Origin of the sequence: Rugosimonospora acidiphila (assembly GCF_039543385.1) — a bacterium.
Classification (GTDB): Bacteria; Actinomycetota; Actinomycetes; order Mycobacteriales; family Micromonosporaceae; genus Rugosimonospora; species Rugosimonospora acidiphila.
Genome location: NZ_BAABJQ010000001.1, coordinates 271,511 through 294,198, shown reverse-complemented (window position 1 = coordinate 294,198; position 22,688 = coordinate 271,511). Strand labels below are relative to the sequence as shown.

General features: G+C 72.4%; 19 protein-coding genes and 1 pseudogene. 3 read left to right on the top strand and 17 right to left on the bottom strand.

Annotation, left to right across the window (positions count from 1 at the left end):
* Window positions 1–7 precede the first annotated feature (7 nt).
* The 6 genes from ABEA87_RS01420 to tmk all read right to left on the bottom strand — a co-directional run bounded on the left by ABEA87_RS01420 (window position 8) and on the right by tmk (window position 5,908).
* Window positions 8–838: a PSP1 domain-containing protein gene (locus tag ABEA87_RS01420; protein ID WP_345625251.1), complete on the bottom strand. Its 831-nt coding sequence runs from the start codon at window positions 836–838 to the stop codon at window positions 8–10.
* Between the two features lie 66 nt (window positions 839–904).
* Entirely contained in the window at window positions 905–1,663 is a 759-nt protein-coding gene (locus ABEA87_RS01415) for a hypothetical protein (RefSeq protein WP_345625249.1), read from the bottom strand.
* Window positions 1,663–1,971, bottom strand: a complete 309-nt coding sequence (locus ABEA87_RS01410) for a hypothetical protein (protein ID WP_345625248.1) — start codon at window positions 1,969–1,971, stop codon at window positions 1,663–1,665. Before ABEA87_RS01410 ends, ABEA87_RS01415 begins: the two co-directional genes overlap by 1 nt.
* Complete coding sequence (locus tag ABEA87_RS01405; RefSeq protein ID WP_345625246.1) at window positions 1,958–2,296, bottom strand: YbaB/EbfC family nucleoid-associated protein; 339 nt, start codon at window positions 2,294–2,296, stop codon at window positions 1,958–1,960. Before ABEA87_RS01405 ends, ABEA87_RS01410 begins: the two co-directional genes overlap by 14 nt.
* Before the next feature lie 97 nt (window positions 2,297–2,393).
* Window positions 2,394–3,575: a DNA polymerase III subunit delta' gene (locus ABEA87_RS01400; RefSeq protein WP_345625244.1), complete on the bottom strand. Its 1,182-nt coding sequence runs from the start codon at window positions 3,573–3,575 to the stop codon at window positions 2,394–2,396.
* A complete protein-coding gene (gene tmk, locus ABEA87_RS01395; RefSeq protein ID WP_425570726.1) occupies window positions 3,572–5,908 on the bottom strand; it encodes a dTMP kinase in 2,337 nt (778 codons plus the stop codon). Before tmk ends, ABEA87_RS01400 begins: the two co-directional genes overlap by 4 nt.
* A 300-nt stretch (window positions 5,909–6,208) precedes the next feature.
* Here tmk and ABEA87_RS01390 point away from each other — a divergent pair, with 300 nt between their 5' ends.
* A complete protein-coding gene (locus tag ABEA87_RS01390; RefSeq protein WP_345625242.1) occupies window positions 6,209–7,429 on the top strand; it encodes an amino acid deaminase/aldolase in 1,221 nt (406 codons plus the stop codon).
* 92 nt (window positions 7,430–7,521) lie between these two features.
* Here the strand turns inward: ABEA87_RS01390 and ABEA87_RS01385 are convergent, their stop codons facing one another.
* The gene (locus tag ABEA87_RS01385) at window positions 7,522–8,082 is read right to left on the bottom strand and encodes a TetR/AcrR family transcriptional regulator (protein WP_345625241.1); all 561 of its coding nucleotides are present in this window, start codon (window positions 8,080–8,082) and stop codon (window positions 7,522–7,524) included.
* 223 nt (window positions 8,083–8,305) lie between these two features.
* Here ABEA87_RS01385 and ABEA87_RS01380 point away from each other — a divergent pair, with 223 nt between their 5' ends.
* Window positions 8,306–9,607: a D-arabinono-1,4-lactone oxidase gene (locus ABEA87_RS01380; RefSeq protein WP_425570691.1), complete on the top strand. Its 1,302-nt coding sequence runs from the start codon at window positions 8,306–8,308 to the stop codon at window positions 9,605–9,607.
* A 64-nt stretch (window positions 9,608–9,671) separates the two neighbouring features.
* Here ABEA87_RS01380 and topA read toward each other — a convergent pair whose 3' ends face one another.
* The 6 genes from topA to ABEA87_RS01350 form a co-directional block, all read right to left on the bottom strand.
* Entirely contained in the window at window positions 9,672–12,479 is a 2,808-nt protein-coding gene (topA, locus tag ABEA87_RS01375; protein ID WP_345625237.1) for a type I DNA topoisomerase, read from the bottom strand.
* A 233-nt stretch (window positions 12,480–12,712) separates the two neighbouring features.
* Window positions 12,713–13,324 carry a hypothetical protein gene (locus ABEA87_RS01370; RefSeq protein WP_345625235.1) on the bottom strand — a complete coding sequence of 204 codons (612 nt, stop codon included), beginning with the start codon at window positions 13,322–13,324 and terminating at the stop codon, window positions 12,713–12,715.
* Window positions 13,315–13,857, bottom strand: a complete 543-nt coding sequence (locus tag ABEA87_RS01365; protein ID WP_345625233.1) for a hypothetical protein — start codon at window positions 13,855–13,857, stop codon at window positions 13,315–13,317. The genes ABEA87_RS01370 and ABEA87_RS01365 overlap by 10 nt, the downstream gene beginning before the upstream one ends.
* Before the next feature lie 159 nt (window positions 13,858–14,016).
* Window positions 14,017–16,395, bottom strand: a complete 2,379-nt coding sequence (locus ABEA87_RS01360) for a sodium-translocating pyrophosphatase (protein WP_345625231.1) — start codon at window positions 16,393–16,395, stop codon at window positions 14,017–14,019.
* Window positions 16,396–16,834: 439 nt separating this feature from the next.
* Window positions 16,835–17,356, bottom strand: a complete 522-nt coding sequence (locus tag ABEA87_RS01355; protein WP_345625229.1) for an ATP-binding protein — start codon at window positions 17,354–17,356, stop codon at window positions 16,835–16,837.
* Between the two features lie 7 nt (window positions 17,357–17,363).
* Window positions 17,364–17,765 carry an STAS domain-containing protein gene (locus ABEA87_RS01350; RefSeq protein WP_345625227.1) on the bottom strand — a complete coding sequence of 134 codons (402 nt, stop codon included), beginning with the start codon at window positions 17,763–17,765 and terminating at the stop codon, window positions 17,364–17,366.
* A 274-nt stretch (window positions 17,766–18,039) separates the two neighbouring features.
* Between ABEA87_RS01350 and ABEA87_RS01345 the strand changes: the two genes are divergently transcribed.
* Complete coding sequence (locus ABEA87_RS01345; protein WP_345625226.1) at window positions 18,040–20,562, top strand: DEAD/DEAH box helicase; 2,523 nt, start codon at window positions 18,040–18,042, stop codon at window positions 20,560–20,562.
* Between the two features lie 189 nt (window positions 20,563–20,751).
* Here the strand turns inward: ABEA87_RS01345 and ABEA87_RS01340 are convergent.
* From ABEA87_RS01340 to ABEA87_RS01325, 4 genes and pseudogenes are all read right to left on the bottom strand, one after another.
* A pseudogene (locus tag ABEA87_RS01340) lies at window positions 20,752–21,069 on the bottom strand (Rv3654c family TadE-like protein); the annotation flags it as partial.
* Complete coding sequence (locus tag ABEA87_RS01335; protein ID WP_345625224.1) at window positions 21,066–21,407, bottom strand: TadE family type IV pilus minor pilin; 342 nt, start codon at window positions 21,405–21,407, stop codon at window positions 21,066–21,068. The gene ABEA87_RS01335 and the pseudogene ABEA87_RS01340, both read right to left, overlap by 4 nt.
* Window positions 21,408–21,568: 161 nt before the next feature.
* On the bottom strand, window positions 21,569–21,736 hold the full coding sequence (locus ABEA87_RS01330; RefSeq protein WP_345625740.1) for a DUF4244 domain-containing protein: 168 nt from the start codon (window positions 21,734–21,736) through the stop codon (window positions 21,569–21,571).
* 18 nt (window positions 21,737–21,754) lie between these two features.
* Complete coding sequence (locus ABEA87_RS01325) at window positions 21,755–22,408, bottom strand: type II secretion system F family protein (protein WP_425570690.1); 654 nt, start codon at window positions 22,406–22,408, stop codon at window positions 21,755–21,757.
* Window positions 22,409–22,688: the final 280 nt, after the last annotated feature.

Sequence of the window (22,688 nt, the reverse complement as noted above, 5' to 3'; positions counted from 1 at the left end):
CCGCGACTCACCGGCTCTCGTAGGCCTGGCGGGGCCCGCACACCGAGGCCCGGCTGCACATGCAGCGCGAGCCGTCCGTGTCCAGCCGGACCACCACGGAGTCGCGCGGCACACTGTGTCCCACGACGCGTCCGTCACCGTCCGGTGTGGACACCCGGGCACCCACCGACGGCGCCGAGGCCTGGAAGCTCTGGTACAGCGGGTGTTCGTATTTGAGGCAACACATGAGCCGGCCGCAGGCCCCCGAGATGCGCAACGGGTTCAGCGGCAGATCCTGATCCTTGGCCATCCGGATGGTGACCGGCTCGAAGTCGGTGAGGAAGGTGGCGCAGCACAGGTCGCGCCCACACGACCCGATCCCGCCCTGCACCCGCGCCGAGTCGCGGGCGGAGAGCTGGCGCAGCTCCACCCGGCAGTGCAGGGTGGCACCCAGGTCGCGGACCAGGGACCGGAAGTCGACCCGGTGCGGTGCGGTGAAGTAGATAGTGGTCCGGCCGCCGGAGCCCGTCGCGCTCTCCAGCACGTGGTCGACGGCCACTACCTTCATCGGCAGCTCGTGCTCGCGGATCAGCTTCTTGGCCGCCGTCTTGGCCTCCGCCTTGCGCTTGCGCATCAACTCGTCGCGGCGCAGGTCGTCCTCGCCGGCGAGACCGACCAGTCTGGGGAAGCCGTCGGTGTCCTCGGAGACCCACTGTGGCGCCCAGACGCACTCGGCGACCTCGGCTCCGTCGTCGGTGGGGACCAGCACCTTGTCGCCCACGCCGATCGACAGCTCACCGGGGTTGAGGTAATACAGCCGGCCGTACCGGTTGAAGCTGACCGCACACAGCATTCCCATTGAGCCACCTTATCCCCGTTCGGGGCGCCGGAGACCGGCCGCTTTCGTGAACAACCGGGCGGAGATTCAGCCCAGTTCCAGGTGACCCCCGGTGCCGATCGCGACGGTCGGGGACGAGGGGTAGGGCAGGGCATCGAGCCGGCCCACCCAGGCGTCCACGACCCGTTGGCCGTCGTGCAGGATCTCGGCGGCGGTGCCCAGGACGTGCGCGCCGAGGTCGGCGGCTGCCGTGACCGCGTCCCGGGACGTGCCGGCGGGTGCGAACCCGCCCCCGGCGGGACCACCGGAGACCGCACCGCCCGCGAGCGCACCACCCGAGAGCGCACCGCCGACGACGCCACCGACCGCGCTGCGGGCCGAGGCACGCAGGGTGGCCGCCTCGGCCGAGCCCAGGCACTCGGCCAGCGTCCCGGCCAACGCCCTGCGGCCACGGACCAGCCAGGCGACCAGGTCGTCGAGGTAGGACGCGGTCGCGCGCAGCCGTCCCGCCATGCTCGCCGGGTCCCCGGCGAGATATCCCGACAGGGTCGACCATTGCGCCGCGTAGCCCTCCGCCGCAGGGCCGCGCCATGCGGCCGGCATCGGCACCGACGCCTGCGCCGCCTCATACCCGTCGGCCTGCCGTCCCAGTGGATCGCCAGCGGCAATCAGCGGGCCGGGGGCCACCTCGGCCAGGTGCGCGGCGACGTCGCCGGGCAGCGCGCCGAGCCTGCGCAGCAGCGCGAGGATCGGATGCCCCGGCGGCACCCCACCGGCGAGCAGTGTCGCGTCGACCCGATCGAGCAGGTCGCGGGCGGACGGGTAGGTGCGGTCGAGGAGGTCCATCAGGTGCCTCCGACGCCCTGGTGGCGGCGATGCGCCTCGTCCTCTACGGCCCGATAGCCCCCGGCCGCGGACCGCAGCGCCCCGGCCAGGTCGGTCAGCCTGGCACCGGCGGCCGCCGCCTCCCGCTCCCGCGCCGCGAGCGCGGCACCCCACCGGGCGTGCATGGTCCGGCCGAGTTCGCCGAGGCCGCCCGGGCCGTCGCCGCCGAACGTCGTCGGCCCCGGGTCGACCCGCCCAAGCCGGGTCGCGGCGGCGGACACCTCCTCGCTCAGCGAGCCGACCCGGCCCGCAAGCTCATCGATCTCCATCGACCCTCCCCAGCGGGCGGTAATCGGTGAACGTCTCGGCGTGCAGCGTGGTGCGGGCCCAGGCGGCGGCGTCGGACGCGGCGGCCACCGCCTGCCGGATCGAGCGGGACAGCTCGGCGTTGGTGCGGCCGGTGAGGTCGCCGATGACGGTCACATCGCGGATGGCGCCGTCGGCGGCCACCACCACCTCGACCATGCCGTCCGGCGAGCTGACCGTGACCTCCACGGTGTGCAGCGCCTTGTCGAACTCGGCGAGCCGGGCATCGAGACGCTGATAGCGCTCGATGGCTTCCTCGATGAATTGCTCGTCGATCTCGCGCGCCATGAGCCTCCCCCTCCCGGATGGTCACCGTACGGCACCGTACGGTGAGGAGGGAAGCCCGTCGATGTGGACTGTGGATAAGTGCGAGGTACGGGGCCGGTCAGCCGCGCCAGAGGGCGAGCATCATCGCCTCCACCGCGATCCGCGGCTTGACGTTGAGCTCGATCTCCGACCGGCAGGCCAGTACGGCCTCCAGCCGGCGCAGCGCACTCTCGGCCGTCCAGCGCGCGGCGGCCTGCGCGGCGACCTCGACGCTGTCCACGTGGACCGGCGCGACCGGCGCGGCCAGCTTCTCCACCAGGACATCCCGGTAGAACCCGGCCAGGTCCACCAGCGCCCGGTCCAGCGCGTCGCGTTGCGTGCGGGTGGCCCGCGACTTCTGTCGCCGCTCCAGTTCCCGGATGGCGCCCGTCATGCCCCGGGCGGCGGACGCCGCTCCCTTGCCGGTACCGCCGGCACCCAGCGCCATCTGCAGGTCGGCGCGCTCCTTGGCGTCCGCCTCGGACACCGTCGCGGCGGCCTCCGCCTCGGCCGCCTCGATCAGCGACGACGCCGCGTCGAAGCACGCGCCGACGCCGGTGAGCCGGCGCGGTACCGCGAGCACCTTGTCCCGGATTTCCCGCGCCTGCGGGTCCCTGGCCAGCCGGCGGGCCCGGCCCACGTGTCCCTGCGCGGCGGCGGCGGCCCACGCGGCGGCGGACGGATCGATGCCGTCCCGCTCGACGAGCACCGACGCGACCGCGGCGGCCGACGGCTGGCGCAGGGTCACCACGCGGCACCGGGAACGGATGGTCACCGAGACGTCGTCCGGGTGGGTGGAGGGGGTGCAGAGCAGGAAGACGGTGCGCGGCGGCGGCTCCTCGATCGCCTTGAGCAGCGCGTTCCCGGCCGCCTCGGTGAGCCGGTCGGCGTCCTCGATCAGCACCACCTGCCAGCGGCCCTGGCTCGGCGCGCCGGCCGCGCGCAGCACCAGCGCGCGCATCTCGCCGACCCCGATGGTCAGCCCCTCGGGCACCACGAACCGCACGTCGGCATGGGTCCCGGTGAGCGTGGTGTGGCAGGCCGGGCAGACGCCGCAGCCCTGGTCGGCGCATTGCAGCGCGGCCGCGAAGGCCCGTGCCGCGACCGACCGGCCGGAGCCGGGCGGACCGGTGAAGATCCAGGCGTGGGTCATACCCTGGGTCGGCTCGCCGCGCACCACCGCACCCGCGGCGGCCGCGGCCCGGCGCAGCGTTGCCACCGCCTCGTCCTGGCCGACGAGCGTGTCGAAGACACCGGTCACGACGGCCTGCTCTCCAGGGCGGACAGCGGACCCTCGAGCACCTTGGTGGGCTGCTCGGGACCGCCCGGCGCGGTGTCCCCGGCCGCGTTGCCGCCGCCGACCGCCGCACCCTCGACCGTCGCACCGACGCCCGCCGCATTCTCACCCGCGGCACCGTCGCCCACCACGGCCTCGCCCGCCACGGCCTCGCTCGGCGCGGCCGGCTGCGGCCCGGCCCCCGCCTCGGCCTCAGGGCGCGCCTCGCCCTCCGGACGCGGCTCGGCCTCCGGGCGTGGCTCCGGTGCCTGGCGGAGGTGCTCGGCCTCGCCGTGACCCGGCTCCGGCTGCGCCGCCCCGGGCTGGGCCGGTCCGAGTATGCCCACCACCCGTTCGGCGACCATCCCGGCCACCGCCTCGGGCGGCCGGGACGCGTCCAGCACCAGGTACCGGTTCGGGTCCGCCGCGGCGAGGTCCAGGAAGGCGTACCGCACCCGCTCGTGGAACGGCAGTTCCTCGCCCTCCAGCCGGTCGGTCTGCCCGGACCGGCGGCCGGCCCGCGCCAGCCCCACCTTCGGGTCGACGTCCAGCAGCACGACCAGGTCGGGCTTCAGGCCACCGGTGGCCCACCCGGACAACCAGCGCACGTCGTCGACCGGCAGGGTCCGGCCGGCGCCCTGATAGGCCAGCGACGAGTCGACGTACCGATCGCTGATCACCACCGCACCCCGGTTCAGCGCCGGACGCACCACGGTGGCCACGTGGTGCGCGCGGTCGGCGGCGTACAGCAGCGCTTCGGCCCGCGGGGCGATCTGTCCGCCGTCCACCGGCGCCGGATCGAGCAGCAGGCCGCGGATCCGGGCGCCGACGTCGGTAGCGCCGGGCTCCCGGGTGATCACGACGTCGTGGCCCTCCGCGCGCAGCCGGTTGGCCAGCCGCTGCACCTGGGTCGACTTGCCGGCACCCTCGCCGCCCTCGAACACGATGAACCGGCCGACCCGCGGCGCCGGTTCGGCCAGCGACAGCGGGCGGCCCCGGATCGAGCCGACGAGGTCCTTGAAGAGCGGTACGCCCTTCTTGTCGTCCATCTGCCGCAGCGCCGCGATGCCCGCGGCCACGCCGACCACACCGGCCACGAACAGCAGCAGGCGGGTGGTCGACACCGGGATGCCCAGCACCCGGCGGGACCCGCCGAAGCCGGTGATCAGCGAGGTCACGGACACGCTGAACAGCAGGGTCAGCTGGGTGCCCACTTGGATGAAGGAGAACACCCGGCCGCGAAGATCGTCGCTGATCTCCCGGCCCATCAGGGTGGTGCCGGCCAGCAGCGCCATGCCCGCGCCGACGCCCACACCCACCGCGAAGACCACGGCGATGACCAGGTGCCAGGCGAAGGCCAGAACGGCCACCGACAACGCGGCCAGCACGATGGACAGCCCGAACCAGCGGCGCCGGGACAACTCGCCGACCAGCCGCGGGCCGCCAACGATGCCCAGCGCGAGACCGATGAACAGGAACGCGAACAGGATGTAGAACGTGGAGTCGCCGCCGCCCAGCGACCGGGAGTAGAAGGAGGCGGTACCGACGACGGCGCCGGCCACCGCGAAGGCGCACAGGATGCCCTGGACCAGGCCGCGCACGAGCGGCGTCTTGCCCACGTACGCCCAGCCGGCGAGGAACTCGCGCCAGATGCTCGCCTGTTTGGCGCGGCGGGCGGCGGACCGGCCGCTGATCTCCTTGATCCCGAAGAACACCGTGAACGCGGTGGCCAGGAAGGTCAGCGCGTCGAAGTACAGGGCCACGTTCGACGAGTTGATCGGGCTGTGCCCGGTGGAGCGGACCACCGACCCGAGCAGGGTGTTCAGGCTCGCGAGCACGATGCCGGCCAGCACCGGGGTGACGCCGTACGTGGTGGCCAGGGTCAGCTGGTTCGCCGACTCCAGGCGCCCCTTGGGCAGCAGGTTCGGCACCGAGGCGTCCTTGGCCGGCCCCCAGCCCATCTGGAGCGTCTCGATCATGAAGGTGGCCACGGCCGTCCAGAGCACCACCAGCTTCGAGTCGCTGGTGAAGAAGGTGACGCTGGGGATCGAGGCGAACAGCAGGAACCGGCCGATGTCGCAGACGACCATCGTGTACCGGCGGTCCCACCGGTCCGCCACCACACCGGCCAGCGGGCCCATGACCAGCGCCGGCAGCATGCGCACGGCGACCACCGAGCCGAACGCGGCGCCCTGCGCGGCGGAGCCGGAGACCTGCTCCTTGGCGAAGGTCGCCGAGGCCAACAGGCCGAGCCAGTCACCGAGCGAGGAGAAGCCGAGTACCAGCCACAGCCGGCGGAACGGCCGGATCTTAAGAATTGCCCTTAAGGCGGCTGCTCCCGACAAATCGACGGGCGATGGCGGGGGCGAAGCCGGCGTTTCCGTGCGCCCTCCCCGCGGCTCGGACGTCGTACCGATGGCCCTAACCTCCGCACTGCCGTGCTGTCAAGCAGCTCCCATTGCGTTCACTGTAGCCGGGCTACCGGTCCGGGACAGACCGGCGCGGCGTGTCGAATACCCCTTTGTCGACGCGTGCCAACCGTACGAAATCGGGGTGCGACCCGCCGGAGCGACGCGAGACTATTTCGCGTTCCACACCGACCCGCTAGCGTGCTTTATGTGTCCTACGCAACATCCGGGCGGGATGCCCTGCTCAAGCGCTACAACGACGCCACTGTCGGGCTCGAACCGCCGTTCGCGATCGTCGATCTCGATGCCTTCGACGCCAACGCCACCGAGCTGGTCAAGCGCTCGGCGGGCAAGCCGCTGCGGGTGGCCAGCAAGTCGGTGCGCTGCCGTCACCTGCTCGGCCGGGCGCTTGCCATGCCGGGCTGGCGGGGGGTCATGGCGTTCACCCTGGCCGAGGCCCAGTGGCTGGTCCAGACCGGGGTCAGCGACGACGTGCTGATTGGATATCCAACCACCGACCGCGAGGCGCTGCGCGCCCTGGCCGGCGATGCGGAGTTGGCCGCCTCGATCACGCTCATGGTCGACAGCACCGACCAACTCGACTTCATCGACGCGGCGCTCGGCGGCGGCGCCGGCGGGCAGACCATCCGGCTCTGCGTCGAGCTGGACGCCTCGTGGCGACCGGTCGGCGACCGGCTACACATCGGCGTGCGCCGCTCGCCGATACACACGCCGGAACAGGCCGGCGCGCTGGCCGCCGAGGTGGCCCGCCGCACCGGATACCGGCTGGTCGGGGTGATGTCCTACGAGGCACAGATCGCCGGACTCGGGGACGCGCCCGGCGGGCAGCGGGCCCGGGGCGCCGCGATCCGGTTCATGCAGCGCCGCTCCATGCCCGAACTGATCGGGCGCCGGGGCGCCGCGGTGGCCGCGGTACGCCGGCACGCCGATCTCGAGTTCGTCAACGGCGGGGGTACCGGCAGCGTGGCCGCGACCGCCGCGGACCCGGCGGTGACCGAGGTGACCGCCGGGTCGGGGCTGTACGGGCCGGCGCTGTTCGATGGGTACCGGGCGTGGCGGCCCACGCCGGCGGCGTTCTTCGCGCTGCCGGTGGTGCGCCGCCCGGCGCCGGGGATCGCCACCGTGCTCGGTGGCGGCTGGATCGCCTCGGGCGAGACCAGCCGCAGCCGGCAGCCGGTCCCCTGGCTGCCCGGCGGGCTGTCGCTGATCGGCACCGAGGGCGCCGGCGAGGTGCAGACGCCGCTGACCGGCGCCCGCGCCGACGCGCTGCGGGTCGGTGACCGGGTCTGGTTCCGCCACGCCAAGGCCGGTGAGCTGTGCGAACACGTGGACGTGGTGCACCTCGTGTCCGGCGACCGGGTCGTCGGAGTGGTCCCCAGCTACCGCGGCGAGTCCCGGACGTTCCTCTAGGACGCGGGGCACGCGGAAGTCCGCGCCGGGGTCCGGCGCGGACTCGTCACCGGCCGGGCCGGACCCCTCCGGGCCCGGTCCGGCTCACCCACTCAGCGGGAGATGGTGTTGACGTGGCGGTACAGGTACTCCCGGATCAACGCCTTGGCCTCGGCCAGAACCGCCGGGTCGCCGTCCGGATCGCGCCGGAAGGCCAGCTTGATGAGCGCGTCGCCGGCCTCGACCGCCACCCCGAGCGCGAAGTCCAGCCGCGGGCCGGACGCCGCACCGAAATGGTCCACCAGCAGCCCGGCGAGCTGTTCGGCGATGATCGTGTTGTTGTCCCGCTCCTCGTCGAGCAGGTGCACGTCCACCACGTCGCCGAAGTGCAGGGTCCGGAAGCCTGGTACCGAGCGATGCATCGAGATGTACTCGTCGATCGCCGCGTCCACGACGTCCCACCAGTGAGTGAACTGGGTATCCGCGAAGCGGGAGCTGATCCGCTGCAGATAACCCTCAAGATTGCGCAGGGTCAACGCCTGCACTATCGCCCGCTTGTCCGGGAAGAACTGGTACACCGAGCCGATGGCGACCCCGGCCCGCTCGGCGAGCAGTGTGGTCGTCAACGCCTCGTACCCGATCTCGTCGACCAGCTCGGCGCACGCATCCAGCATTCGCTTAACCCGCGCGACACTTCGTTCCTGTACCGGAACGCGACGCAGCGGCCGGCTGGAGGCCTCGGTCGTCACTGTGCGCGCCACCCCTCTCGCGGCTACGGGCGATCATGCCACTTGATGTCAAATCTACTCAGAGCAACGATGCCGAGGCGGGCTCGAAGTGCCCTGTTCGGCTTTAAAACGCCGCAGATTGCGCGAGTTCATGGAGCGAGGAGCCTCGATGAGCGTCAACGAATGGCGAAACTGGGCCGGCAACCAGCGCGCGGAGGCCGTTCGGGTGGCCCATCCGGCGAGCGTGGACGAGGTATCCGCAGTGATTCGAGCCGCCGCCGATGAGGGGCTGACCGTCAAGGCGGCCGGCGCCGGGCACTCCTTCACCCCGGCCGCCGCGGCCGATGGGATCCGGGTGGAGCTCGACCGCCTGGCCGGTCTGATCTCGCTCGATCCGGCCTCGCGGCTGGTCACCGTGCAGGCCGGCATGCCGCTGCGGGTACTCAACCGGGTGCTGGCCGGACACGGGTTGGCCATGCCCAACCTGGGCGACATCGACACCCAGACGATCGCCGGCGCGATCTCCACCGGTACTCACGGCACCGGTGCCCGGCTGGGCTGCCTGGCCACCTTCGTCGAGGCGCTGACCCTGGTCGCCGGGGACGGCACGGTGATCCGGTGCTCGCCGACCGAGCGCCCGGAGGTGTTCCGGGCCGCCCGGGTCGGGATCGGCGCCCTCGGCGTGCTGACCGAGGTGACGCTGCGCTGCGTGGACGCGTTCACGCTGTGCGCCGAGGAGCGCCCGGAGCGCCTGGCCGACGTGTTCGCCGGACTCACCGAGCACGTCGAGGGCAATGATCATTTCGAGATGTACTGGTTCCCGTACACCGACCGGGTGCAGACCAAGCGCAACAACCGGGTGCCCGCGCACGACCGGCCGCTGGGCCGGCTGCGCGGCTGGTTGGACGACGACTTCCTGTCCAACACGGTGTTCGCCGGGGCCTGCCGGGTCGGCCGGGCGGTGCCGGCCCTGGTGCCGGGGATCACCGCCATCGAGGCCCGGGCGCTGACTCCGAGGGTCTACACGGGCCCGTCCCACGAGGTGTTCTGCACGCCACGGCGCGTGCGGTTCATGGAAATGGAGTACGGGATACCCCGCGCCGCGCTGCCCGAGGCGTTCGAGGGGCTGCGGAAGGTGGTCGAGGGCCTGCCGTTCAAGATCATCTTTCCGGTCGAGATCCGGGTATCGGCGGCCGACGACATCTGGCTGTCCCACGGGTACGGGCGGGACAACGCGTACATCGCGATCCATCAGTACGTCGGCATGCCGCACGAGCCATACTTCCGGGCGTTCGAGCAGGTCGCCGAGGGGCTCGGCGGCCGGCCACACTGGGGCAAGATGCACTGGCGCAGCCGTGACGACCTGCGCCCGGAGTACCCGCGCTTCGACGACTTCCTGGCGGTACGCGACGAACTCGACCCCGGGCGGGTCTTCGCCAACGCGTACACGTCGAGGGTCCTGGGCGACTGACCCCGACTCCGACCGGTCTGGCTCGGCGCTTGGCGCCCGCGCGACGACCCAGACCGGTCGGGACTCAGGTCGTCTTCTTGGCCGTGGCCTTCTTCGCGGCCGTCGCCTTGGCCGGCGCGGCCTTCTTGGTGGCCGTCTTCTTGGCCGCCGCGCTCTTCTTGGCCGCGGTGGCCTTCTTCGCGGTGGTGTTCTTCGCCGCGGTGCCCTTCGTCTCGGCCGCGGTCTGCTTCTTCGCCGGGGCGGCCTTCTTGGCGGTCGCCTTCTTGGGCGCGGGGCCCTTGGCCCGCTTCTCGGCCAGCATCTCCGAGCCCTGCTCCACCGACAGCGTCTCGGGCGTCTGGCCCCGCCGCAGCGACGCGTTGGTCTCGCCGTCGGTCACGTACGGGCCGAACCGGCCGTCCTTGATCACTAGCGGCTTCTCGGTCAGCGGGTCGGGCCCCAACTCCCGCAGCGGCGGTGCGGCGGCCCGGCGCTGCCTGGTCTTCGGCGCCGCGAGCAGCGTCAGCGCCTCGTCCAGGCTCACCGTGAACAGCTGCGACTCATCGGCCAGCGACCGGTACTCGTCGCCCCGCTTCACGTAGGGCCCGTACCGGCCCGCGCCCGCGAACACCTCCGCGCCCGCCGGGTCGGCGCCCAGCAGCCGGGGCAGGGACAGCAGCCGCAGCGCGTCGGCCAGCGACACCCCGTCCGGGGTCTGGGTACGCAGCAGGGACGCGTTGCGCTCCCCGCTGGACACGTACGGGCCGAACCGGCCGGACTTGATCACGACCGGCTCGCCGGTCTCCGGGTGCTCGCCCAGCTTCCGCTCGCCGCCGCCGCCCAGGAACAGCTCGTCGACCTTTGGCGGGTTCAGCTCGTCCGGGGCCATGCCCTCGGGCAGCGACGCCCGGTCGTCCTCGCCCGGCTCCTCGCCCGGCAGGGTGCGCTGCAGGTACGGCCCGTACCGGCCGACCCGCACCACCACGTCGCGGCCGGCGTCGTCGCGGAACAGCGGGATCGAGTTGACCCCGCGGGCGTCGATCTCGCCGAGGTTCTCGGTGACCATCTTCTTCAGGCCACCGGCGCGGGCGATCGAGCCCTCCTCGCCGAGGCCGCCGAAGTAGAAGGCGGTCAGAAACTCCAGCGCCGAGTGCTCGCCGTCGGCGATGTCGTCCAGCTCGTCCTCCATGGAGGCGGTGAACTGGTAGTCCACCAGCCGGGGGAAGTGCCCCTCGAGCAGGTTGGTCACCGCGAACGCGGTGAACGACGGGATCAGCGCCTGGCCGCGTTTGAACACGTACCCGCGGTCCTGGATGGTGGCCATGATGTTGGCGTAGGTGGAGGGCCGGCCGATGCCCAGCTCCTCCAGCGCCTTGACCAGCGAGGCTTCGGTGTAGCGGGCCGGCGGCTGGGTGGTGTGCCCGACCGGGTTGAGCCGGTCGCCGCGCAGCGCCTGGTCCTTGACCAGGTTCGGCAGCCGGCGCTCGGCGTCCTCCGCCTCGGCCTCCTCGTCGTCGCTGGACTCGACGTACGCGCGCAGGAAGCCGGGGTCGGTGATCGTCTTACCGGTCGCGCCGAAGTCGCACTCCTCGTTGGTGGTGGATACCGCCCGGATGCGCACCGAAACGGACGAACCGACCGCATCGGTCATCTGCGAGGCGATCGTGCGCCGCCAGATCAACTCGTAGAGCTTGAACTCCTCGGCGGACAGCTCGTTGGCCACCTCGCCGGGGGTACGGAAGGCGTCCCCGGCCGGCCGGATGGCCTCGTGCGCCTCCTGAGCGTTCTTCACCTTGGAGGTGTACCGGCGCGGCTGCGGCGGCACGAACCGGTCGCCGTACAGGTCCGCGACCTGGGTACGGGCCGCCGCGATCGCCGACTCGGAGAGGTTCACCGAGTCGGTACGCATGTAGGTGATGTAACCGTTCTCGTACAGCCGTTGGGCCGTGCGCATGGTCTGGGCGGAGGAGAACCGCATCTTGCGAGCGGCCTCCTGCTGCAGCGTGGAGGTGATGAACGGTGGGTACGGCCGGCGCCGGTACGGCTTCTCCTCAACCCGGACGACCTTGAATGGTCGGTTCTCCAGCCGGCCGGCGAGCCCGCGCGCGGCGCCCTCGTCCAGATGCACCACGTCGCCCCGGGCGCGCCCGGTGGTCGGCTCGAAGTCCCGGCCGGTGGCGATCCGGTCGCCATCGAGCGAGATCAGCGTGGCGGAGAAGCCGCGAGGCCCCTCCTCGGCCGCCTCGAGCAGGGCGAGGTCGGCCACGATGTCCCAGTACTCCGCCGACCGGAAGGCCATCCGCTGCTTCTCGCGGTCCACCACGATCCTGGTGGCGACCGACTGCACCCGGCCCGCCGACAGCCGCGGCATGACCTTCTTCCACAGCACCGGCGAGACCTCGTACCCGTACAACCGGTCCAAGATCCGGCGGTACTCGTACGCGTTGACCAGGGCTCGGTCGATTTCCCGCGGGCTGGCCACGGCGGCCTGGATGGCCGGCTTCGTGATCTCGTGGAACACCATCCGCTTGACCGGCACCTTGGGCTTGATCGTCTCCAGCAGGTGCCAGGCGATCGCCTCGCCCTCGCGGTCCTCGTCTGTGGCCAGGTAGACCTCGTCGACCTCCTTGGCCAGCTTGATCAGCCGGGTGATCTGCTGCTTCCGGTCGCTGGAAACCACATAAAGCGGCGTAAAACCGTTGTCAACATCCACGCCCAACCGGGCCCAGGGCAGCGACTTATACTTCGCCGGCACATCCGCCGCGTTACGCGGCAGGTCCCGCACGTGACCCAGGCTCGCCTCAACCACATACCCGGGGCCCAGGTAGCCCGAGATCGTCTTGGCCTTCGCCGGGGATTCGACGATGACCAGGCGTTTAGCGTCGTGTGGCACGGCACTCCCAGCTGCTCATGGACACGGTGTTCAAAGGTAACCCAGCACGCTCCGGAACTGGGCGTACCGGGGCCAGCCAGGCGGCGCCACCGTACACCCAACTCTGCCGGTGACTCACGTCACGGCGTGGGTCGTGCCCCGATCGCGTGACCCCGCGGGGGGTGTCGGGGGTCCTCGGCCGCTCCCCGACCCGGCCGCGGCCCAGCCGTCCCGCGGCCGCCCCGGCCACGCGCCTACGGGGCAGGCCACGCCTCTGCGGGAACCTCGGCCGGCCGGTCGCCGACCAGTTCGGCCAGCCGGGAGATCCGGCGCCGGCCGGCGATCCGGTACGCCGGTCCGCCGGCCCTGGTACCCAGGAGAACTGCCGGTAATCCGACAGCGGCCAGCGCCACACCCACCGGCTCCCAGGCCGGCTCGTCGGACGGGCCGAGCCGCAGGGTGAAGCCCAGCGGGTCACCGTACCCGGCGGCGATCACCCACAGCCTCAGCCGCCGGCCGTCCAGCCAGAACCCGGGCGGCGGGAGCTTCACCGCCCCACGCAGCCAGGCCACGGCCAGCGGTGCCAGGGTGCTGGAGTAGGCGGTGCGCACCCCGATGTTCTGATCGACGGTGGCCACCAGGGTCGCCGGTACCCCCCGCTGGGCCAGCTCCCCGTGCAGCACCCGGCCCCGCCACAGGTCGCCGACGACCACCGAGACCCGGGCCGTGCCGCCCATCCGGACCACCTGACCCGGGCCGGCCAGCAGTCCCTCCAGGTCGGTCGGCGCAGGCGGTGCCCCCTCGACCCCGAAGAGGTTGAGCTGCTTCACCCGCATCCCGGCCTCACCCGCCGCTCCTACCCGCACTCCGGTACTTCTTCGAAGTCCTTGCGCAGCTCGGTGGAGGCGAGCGCACCCGTGTTGAGCCCGGCCTGCGAGTACTCCTTGTCGAGGGTGCCGACCGCGGTGGCCACCCCGTCGTAGAACGGCTTGGCCTCGGTGATCGGGAGGGCCTGGACGGTGCCGTGCGCCTTGTCGTACGCGTCGCGCACCCTGGCCAGCCCGCTCACGAACCGGTCGGCGATCACCTTGCCGCCGTCCACGTCGGGCACTCCGGCGGCGACGACCTTCTTGCGCGCCGCCTCGGTGGTCTGCGAGGCGCCCTGGAGCAGCCGGAGCATGTTGTCCTTGGTCTGGACGGGGGTCGTCGCGTTCTTCATCTGCGCCGCTGCCTGGCTGTTGAGCTGGGCGATGCTGGACCGCCAGGGGGACAGCGCGCCGCACACCCGCACGGTCCAGGTCTTCGCCGGCGTGGCACTGCCGCTGCCACCGCCGTTGCCGCACGCGCCGAGCGCTACCACCACACCGAAAGCCGCCAGGGAAGGGAGCACGCGACGCATGCCCGTCACTGTACGACTGTTCGAGTGGCCACGATGGGTGGCCAGGGCGTGCCGCGACGCCGGAAGCGCGGCCGGTGCCGGGCTTGTCGCGTACGCGAACATCCTTCGACGCACGCCTGCCCGGGGCCGGTTGGGCTAACGGTGCCCTACACCCTGGTGCTACACCCTTGCGGTGGCGGCGTCCTCGCTCGGGTCCGCCGAGCCGCCGCCCGTGGCGGCCGCGATGTCCTCCTCCGAGGCCACCGCCATCGGCTTGCGCTTGTTGATCGTCACGGCGACCACGATGATGAGCAGGGCCGCGACGGCGACCGCGATGCGCAGCGGCGTGTTCTTGTCGCTGCCCGCGCTCCACATCACCACTGCCGGTGCGATCAGCAGCGAGACCAGGTTCATCACCTTGATCAGCGGGTTGATCGCCGGGCCGGCGGTGTCCTTGAACGGGTCGCCGACCGTGTCGCCGATGACCGTCGCGGCGTGGGCGTCCGAGCCCTTGCCGCCGAACTTGCCGTCCTCGATCATCTTCTTCGCGTTGTCCCAGGCACCACCGGAGTTGGCCAGGAACAGGGCCATCAGGGTACCGGCGCCGATCGCACCGGCCAGGTAGCTGGCCAGGGCGCCGATGCCCAGGCCGAAACCGACCGCGATGGGCGCCAGCACGGCGAGCAGGCCGGGAGTGATCAGCTCACGCTGGGCATCCCGCGTGCAGATGTCCACCACCCGGCCGTACTCCGGCCGCTGGGTACCGTCCATGATCCCGGGGAACTCGCGGAACTGCCGCCGCACCTCGAAGACCACGGCACCGGCGGACCGGGAAACCGCGTTGATGGCCAGCCCCGAGAAGAAGAACACCACAGCCGCGCCGATCAGCAGGCCGACGAGGTTGCGCGGGTTGGACACGTTGAGGATCTGGTCGAGCGACTCGGTGACCTTCGCCTTGCCCAACGCGGTACCCACCGTGTCGGTGTACGAGCCGAACAGCGCGGTCGCCGCCAGCACGGCGGTCGCGATCGCGATGCCCTTGGTGATCGCCTTGGTGGTGTTGCCGACCGCGTCCAGGTCGGTGAGCACCCGGGCGCCCGCCTCGTCGATCTCGCCGGACATCTCCGCGATGCCCTGCGCGTTGTCCGAGATCGGGCCGAAGGTGTCCATCGCCACGATCACGCCGACCGTGGTCAGCAGGCCGGTGCCGGCCATTGCGACCGCGAACAGGGACAGCACGATCGAGCCGCCGCCGAGCAGGAACGCGCCGTACACGCCCGCGCCGATGACCAGCGCCGAGTAGGTGGCCGACTCGTAGCCGATCGAGATGCCAGCCAGCACCACGGTGGCCGGGCCGGTCAGCGAACTCTTGCCGATGTCCTGCACCGGACGCCGGCCGACCTCGGTGAAATAGCCGGTCAGCGCCTGGATGATCGCCGCCAGCACGATGCCGATGATGACGGCGATGATCGCGACCACCGGCGGGGAGACCCGCAGGTTGTCGGTGGCGGCCAGCCCCAGCGTCGTACGCCAGCCGCTGCCCAGCAGATCCGTCCAGGTCTTCGGCAGGTACAGCCAGGCGGCCACCGCGCTCAGCACCGCCGAGATCCCGGCGGAGATGAAGAACGCTCGGTTGATCGCGGTCAGCCCACTGCGGTCGGACGTGCGCAGCCGGGTGATGAACACACCGATGATGGCGGTGAGCACGCCGATCGTCGGAACGATCAGCGGGAACACCAGACCGTGCACCCCGAAGGCGGCCTTGCCCAGGATCAGGGCTGCCACCAGGGTCACCGCGTACGACTCGAAGAGGTCCGCGGCCATGCCGGCGCAGTCGCCGACGTTGTCCCCCACGTTGTCGGCGATGGTCGCCGCATTGCGCGGGTCGTCCTCGGGGATCCCCTGCTCAACCTTGCCGACCAGGTCGGCTCCGACGTCGGCGGCCTTGGTGAAGATGCCACCGCCGACCCGCATGAACATGGCCAGCAGAGCGGCACCGAAGCCGAAGCCCTCCAGCACGGTCGGCGCGTCGCCCTTGTAGATGATCACGACGATCGCCGCACCGAACAGGCCGAGGCCAACGGTGAGGAAGCCGACCACGCCACCCGTGCGGAAGGCGATCTGCATGGCACGCTCGCGGCTACCCTGACCGGTGTTCGCCGCGGCGGCCACCCGCAGATTGGCCCTGGTGGCCAGCGCCATGCCCGCGCCACCGATGAACGCGCTGAACAGTGCGCCGACCACGAAGAACGCGGACCGTCCGATCTTGACAGACAGACCGCCCTCGTTCACTGGGAGCAGGAACAACAGAATTACGGCAATGATCACGAACACGCCGAGGGTTTTGAACTGGCGGAAGAGGTACGCGCTCGCGCCCTCCTGCACAGCCCCGGCGATGTCCTGCATTTTCTGGGTGCCCTTACCGGTTGCGAGAACCGCCCTGACCAGGGCGAACGCAAAGCCCAACGCCACCAGCGCGATAGCTGCGGCGACTATGACGTAGGACAGGTTGCTACCGGTAAGGGACAGCTCGCCTGCGGCGAGGGATCCCCTGGACATCTATGTCCTCCTGTACCGATACGTGCCATCATCGCCCGGTCAGTGGCGATGACGGACTCCACGCGGCGTAACCGCGTCCCTGCCCCGGCAGACGCCGGGGCGAGGAATAGCTGATGACCCGGGGTACTTTAGTCGTCTCGCGTGTGGCAAGTCACATCGCGTACCCTGTGTCTCGCGTTGAGACGTTCCGATGAGTTATGGCGAAGGTGAGCACTCCTCGGCGCCGGGCCCGGGTGAGCGCGGTCGGAGCCGGGTTGAGGCGCTCGGAGCCGGGTCGGAGCAGACGCGAGCCCGCCTCAACGTGACCCCGGGGAGCGCGGCCGGGGCCGGGTTGTGGGGCGCAGGCGAGCACGCCTCAACGGGCCGGAGAGCGGCCCGAGCCGGGCCGTGGCGGGGGTGAGCGCCCCAGGATGCGGGGCCGAAGGTCAGGTCCGGGCCGTCAGCCCCGGCCGCCCGCGCCGGTTCGGCCGGACGCGGCCGGCCACGACATCAGCACCTCGGTGCCCGGGCCATGATCCGCGGGGCGCACCGTGAGGTTCTCCACCAGCCCGGCGAGCAGGGCCAGCCGCATCCCCACGGTCACCGCCTCCTCGCTGGCGGCCTGGGCCTCGGAGGCCCCGGCGGTGGTCGCGCCCTCGTCCGGCGCCTCCAGCAGCGCGACCGGGTCGGCGAGCTCGGCCGGATCGTTCAGCGCCTGGCTGAGCGCGGCGTCGATCGGCGCACGGTCGATGACGCGCACCGTGAACCGCTCGTCGTCGCCCAGCGCCACCTCGACAAGGTCGGGGATGGAGTGGTCATGGTGCAGGGCGACGGCCCGGGAACAGGCCTCGCCGATCGCCAGCCGGATCTCGTCGAACAGCTCGGGAGCCACCCCCGCCCGGCGGGCTACCGCCACTCCGACCAGGCGAGCGGTGCGTACGTGAGCCGGCGCGGGCGTGAAGGACAGCCTGACCGTCGGCATCCGCGCCTCAGCCGGCCGCGCCGGCGGGGTCGACGCCGCCCTCCGGGCCGGCGCCGGGCGCGGCATCCGCGCCGGAACCGGCCGTCGCGGCCTCCACCGTCTCGTACATGGTGAAGACCCGGTCCAGCCCGGTGATCCGGAAGATCTTGAGCAGCCGCTCCTGATCGCAGACGAGGAACAGCTCACCGTTCACGCCGCGCAGCCGCTTGAGCGCGCCGACCAGCACACCCAGCCCGGTGGAGTCCAGGAACTCCACCCGATCAAGATCGACGATCAACCGTCGGGCGCCGCCCTCGACCAGCGCTATCAGGCGTTCACGCAGCTGTGGCGCGGTGTAGACATCAATCTCGCCGGCCACCTCGAGAACCAGATGGCCCTCGGCGGCGCGGGCCGACAGCGACAGCTCCATGCGGACCTCCTCCGGTGGCGACGCCGAAGGGCGTACCTCCTTGCGCATCTAACCACCGCCCGACGATCTCGCGCGCCCGCGTACCGCACCCAATTTCGTGCGTCGCCAACGTTCGGCCAGCGCGGACGCCGGGAACGGCCATTCGCGACCGGCAAACCGCCGGGCGTCAACGGGCGAGGGGGCAGCACGACATCGGCCGCCACCATTGAGTGGCCCGGATGCGCGGCCGGTGGGCCGTTGGACGCGGCCCGGGCACCGGTGTCAGAGTGCTTGGATGACCAGCCCCACCCTGTCCCCTGCCGGGTCACTCGCCCCCGACGAATTGCTGGACCGGTTGCTGGCTGGCCAAACCGAGCCGCTGACCCACGTAGAACGGGTACCCGCCCGGGACGGCGTCGCGGCTCCATGGCCCGAATGGGTCACGCCAGCGCTGCGCTCCGTGCTCGCCGAGCGGGGGATCACGGCCCCGTGGACGCACCAGGCCGTCGCCGCGGACCTCGCTCACTCCGGCAGGCACGTGGTCGTCTCCACCGGTACCGGCTCGGGCAAGTCGCTGGCCTATCACCTGCCGGTGCTCGCGACCCTCCAGAGCGATCCTCGCGCCACCGCCCTCTATCTGGCACCCAGCAAGGCACTGGCCGCCGATCAGCTGACCACGCTCACCGCGCTGGCCTCCGCCGACGTCCGGCCGGCGCTCTACGACGGCGATACGCCGCGCGAGGAGCGCGACTGGGTGCGGGCCTACGCGCGGTTCGTGCTGACCAACCCCGACATGCTGCACTACAGCGTGCTGCCCCGGCACGACGGTTGGTCCACGTTCCTTCGCCGGCTGAGGTACGTGGTCGTCGACGAGTGCCACGCCTACCGGGGCGTGTTCGGTTCGCACGTCGCGCAGGTGCTGCGCCGGCTGCGCCGGATCTGCGCCCGGTACGGGTCGGCACCGGTGTTCGTCCTCGCGTCCGCGACCGCGGGCGATCCCGCCGAGGCCGCATCCCGGCTGGTCGGACTGCCGGTGACCGCGGTCACCGAGGACGGCTCCCCGCGCGGCGGGGTGACCTTCGCGCTGTGGGAGCCCCCGCTGCTGTCGACCGGTCCGGGTCGCGGCACGGTCCCGGACGGGCCGAGCCAGACCGGTCGAAGGGTCAGCTCGACCAGCGACCAACCCAGCGAGCCCGCCGAGGTGCGGGTGCGCGACGCCATGCCGATCCGGCGGTCCGCCCTGCGGGAGACGGCCGACCTTCTCGCCGACTCGGTGGCCGGCGGCGTGCGGACGCTCGCGTTCGTCCGATCCCGCCGGGGTGCCGAGGTCGTGGCCGCGATGGCCCGGCGCTCGCTGGCCGAGGCCGTCCCGGAGCTGGCCGACCGGGTCGCCGCGTACCGGGCCGGGTACCTGCGCGAGGAACGGCGCGCCCTGGAGCGGGCGCTGCGCTCCGGCGAACTGTACGGGCTGGCGTCGACCAACGCGCTGGAGCTCGGCGTGGACCTGGTGGGCCTGGACGCGGTGGTGATCGCCGGCTATCCGGGCACGCTGGCCTCGCTCTGGCAGCAGGCCGGGCGGGCCGGGCGGGCGGGGCGCGACGCGTTGTGCGTGCTGGTCGCGCGGGACGACCCGCTGGACACCTACCTGGTGCACCACCCTGAGGCGCTGTTCGGGCGGTCGGTCGAGGCGACCGTCCTCGATCCCGGCAACCCGTACGTGCTCGGCCCGCACCTGTGCTGCGCCGCGGCCGAGCTGCCGCTGACGGACTCCGACCTCGTGCTGTTCGGTGAGGCCGCCCCCGCCACCGTGGACGCCCTGGTGTCGGCCGGCGCGCTGCGGCGGCGCCCGTCGGGCTGGTACTGGACGGACTCGCAGCGCCCCGAGGTCGACCTGCGCGGCACCGGCGGAGCCCGGGTATCGATCGTCGAGTCGTCGACCGGCCGGCTGCTCGGTACGGTCGACGGCGCCTCGTCGCACGCCCAGGTACACAGCGGCGCGGTGCACCTGCATCAGGGCGCCTCGTACATCGTTGACGAGCTGGACCTCGAGGACAGCGTGGCGCTGGTGCACGCCGAGGAGCCCGACTGGACCACCCATCCCCGGGATGTGACCAACGTCGACGTCGTGTCGGTCTCGTCCTACCTGGATGCCGGGCCGGTCGGGCTGTTCCTCGGTACCGTCGACGTGACCGGACAGGTGGTCGGGTACCAGCGACGGCGCATCAGTACGGGCGAGGTCATCGACACCCGCCCGCTCGACCTGCCGGTACGGCAGCTGCGCACCACCGCCGTGTGGTGGACCATCTCGCCCGACGAGCTGGACCGGTGCGGGGTCGAGCCACCCGACATCCCGGGTGCGCTGCATGCCGCCGAGCACGCCGCGATCGGGCTGCTGCCGCTGGTGGCCACCTGCGACCGCTGGGACATCGGGGGCCTGTCGACGGCGGCGCACCCGGACACCGAGGCGCCCACCGTGTTCGTCTACGACGGGCACCCGGGCGGTGCCGGCTTCGCGGAAAGGGCGTACCACGCGGCGGCGCAGTGGCTTCACGCTACCCGTGACGTCATCGATTCGTGTGGCTGCGAGGCCGGATGCCCGTCCTGCGTCCAGTCGCCCAAGTGCGGCAACGGAAACGACCCCTTGAACAAGGCCGACGCGGTACGGGTCCTGGACGCTGTCCTTGCCTCGCTGCCACCCGACGATGCCCTCACGACCATGAACGCCCCAGCGACCGCGAACGCCCCGATGCCCGCGAACGTCCCAACGGCCGAGAGAGCCCAGGAAGTCCCGGCCCCACGGGGCGCGGCCTCCGCCTGAGCCGCGCCACCGTTCGCGCACGACCTCCCGACCCCGGGGTCCCTGCCGGGCCCCCACCGCCCGGGCCCCCACCACCCGGGTCCCCACTGCCCGAGGGGCCGTGGTCCGAGGGGCCGTGGTCCGAGGGGCCGTGGTCCGCGCCGGCCGCGAGAAGGCCACGCTCCTCGGGTCGTGCAGCGGACCGGCCCGGGCGACCCCCCGCGCGCTGCCGAGCCCGGCCATCGCGACCTCGGCGGTCACCACCAGATCGAGTGCGTCGAGCCGGCAGTCCACCATCCGGGCACCGTTCAGGCTCACGGTCAGCCCGGCTCTGGCGCACGCGGCCGGCGCCCCGTCAATCGCGTAGCGGGCGCCGGCCAGCGCGCCGAGGTCCGCCGCCGACTGGGCCCGATGCCGTGCCGTCGCGGCCGCGGTGACCAGCGCGCCGGCCAGGCCGACCGCGACCACGACGAATCCGGCACCGAGCAGCCAGATCGAGGCGGATCCCCGATCGGCACGCGGACTCACGGGACCGCCGTCGGTTCGACGTCGGCGACCGCGTCTCCCGAGACGTCGACCCCGGGCAGATGTGCGCCCAGGGGTCGCACGTTCATGCGCACCGACGCCCGGACCGTCTGTCCGTCCGCCGCCACCGAGACCACGGCGCCGTGCGGCGCCCTCGCCCGGCCGGCCGCCATGCCGTCTCCTCCTCTGGCCGCCACCAGTGCGGCATCCCGGGCGGCGTCCACGCACTGCATCCTGGCCAGCACGGCGTCCACCGCGCCGAGCGCGAACAACAGCAGCAGCACCAGGGCGGGAAGCGCGACGGCCAGTTCGGCCGTGGCGCTTCCCCGATCGACGCCCAACCTCGACCTCGACGACCTCGACCCCGGCTCTGGCTCCCGCTCCGGCGCTGGCGCTGGCCTCGGTCCCGGGCCGGCGTCGTCCCGCGCCACCCGGCGCTCGGCACCACGCTCGCCACCGGGGTCGACACCACGGTTGGCATCGTGGCGGCCGCCCGGGTCGCTCACTTGAGGGCTCGGTCGATGAGCGCGGTGAGCGCCGCCTGAACGTGGCTGGAGGTCAGCACCTTGAGCAGGATTCCGGCGAACGCAACCGCCGCCAGGGTGCCCACCGCGTACTCCGCCGTCGTCATCCCTCGGTCGTCACGCAACCGTCGGACGAGTCGTTTCAACAAGCTCACGTAGCCTCCTCAGTATCGAAGCGCGTCGCCGAGTACGGCGACGATCACCGGCACGATGCCGGCGAAGACGAAGGCCGGCAGGAAACAGAGGCCCAGCGGCAGCACGATGAGCACGCCCGCCCGGCGAGCCGCGGTCTCCGCCTCGGCCGCCCGGCGCGCCCGCTGGTCGTCCGCCAGCCGGGTGAACGCCGCGGCGAGCGCCGAACCGCTGTCCGCGCTGCGGACCACAGCCGCTGCCATCCGGGCGCCGCCCGGCAGGTCCTGCATCGGCAGCCAGGCCTGGGCCGGAGTCAGGCCGAGCCCGAGCGACCGGCCGACCCTGGCCAGCCGCTGGGCGATGGGACCGTCCACCGCCTCGGCGACCGCCCCGACCGCCCGATCGGTGGGCAGCCCCGCCCGCAGCGCCGCCGCGAGCAGGTCGGCCGTGAACGGCAGGTCGGCCTCGGCGCGAAGCCGTTCGGCCCGACGCCGGGCGGGCTCCATGCGGCGCAGAAACCGCTCCGCCACCACGGCGACGGCCACGCCGGCCAATGCGCCGCCCCATCCACCGATCAGCAGAGCCGTCGCCAGCGCAGCGAGGCCGGCCGCGCCCAGCCGCGTCGCCGTGGCCGGGGCACCGGGGTGTCGCCCGCCGGACTGCCGCGCGGACCAGGGACCTTCCACCGGGCCGCGCGACCGGCCCGCACGGGTAGACCTGGTGACGGGACCTCCATTCGCGGCCACGGCGCCCGGCCCGCCGGTCCCGTTCCCTGGACCGGCGACGCCGCCGCGCGACCCAGCAACGCCGCCGCGAGACCCAGCAACGCCGCCACGCGACCCAGCAACGTCGCCACGCGACCCAGCAACGCCGCCACGCGACCCAGCGACGCCGCCACGCGACCCAGCGACGTCGCCACGCGACCCAGCGACGCCGCCACGCGACCCAGCAACGTCGGCGCGAGAC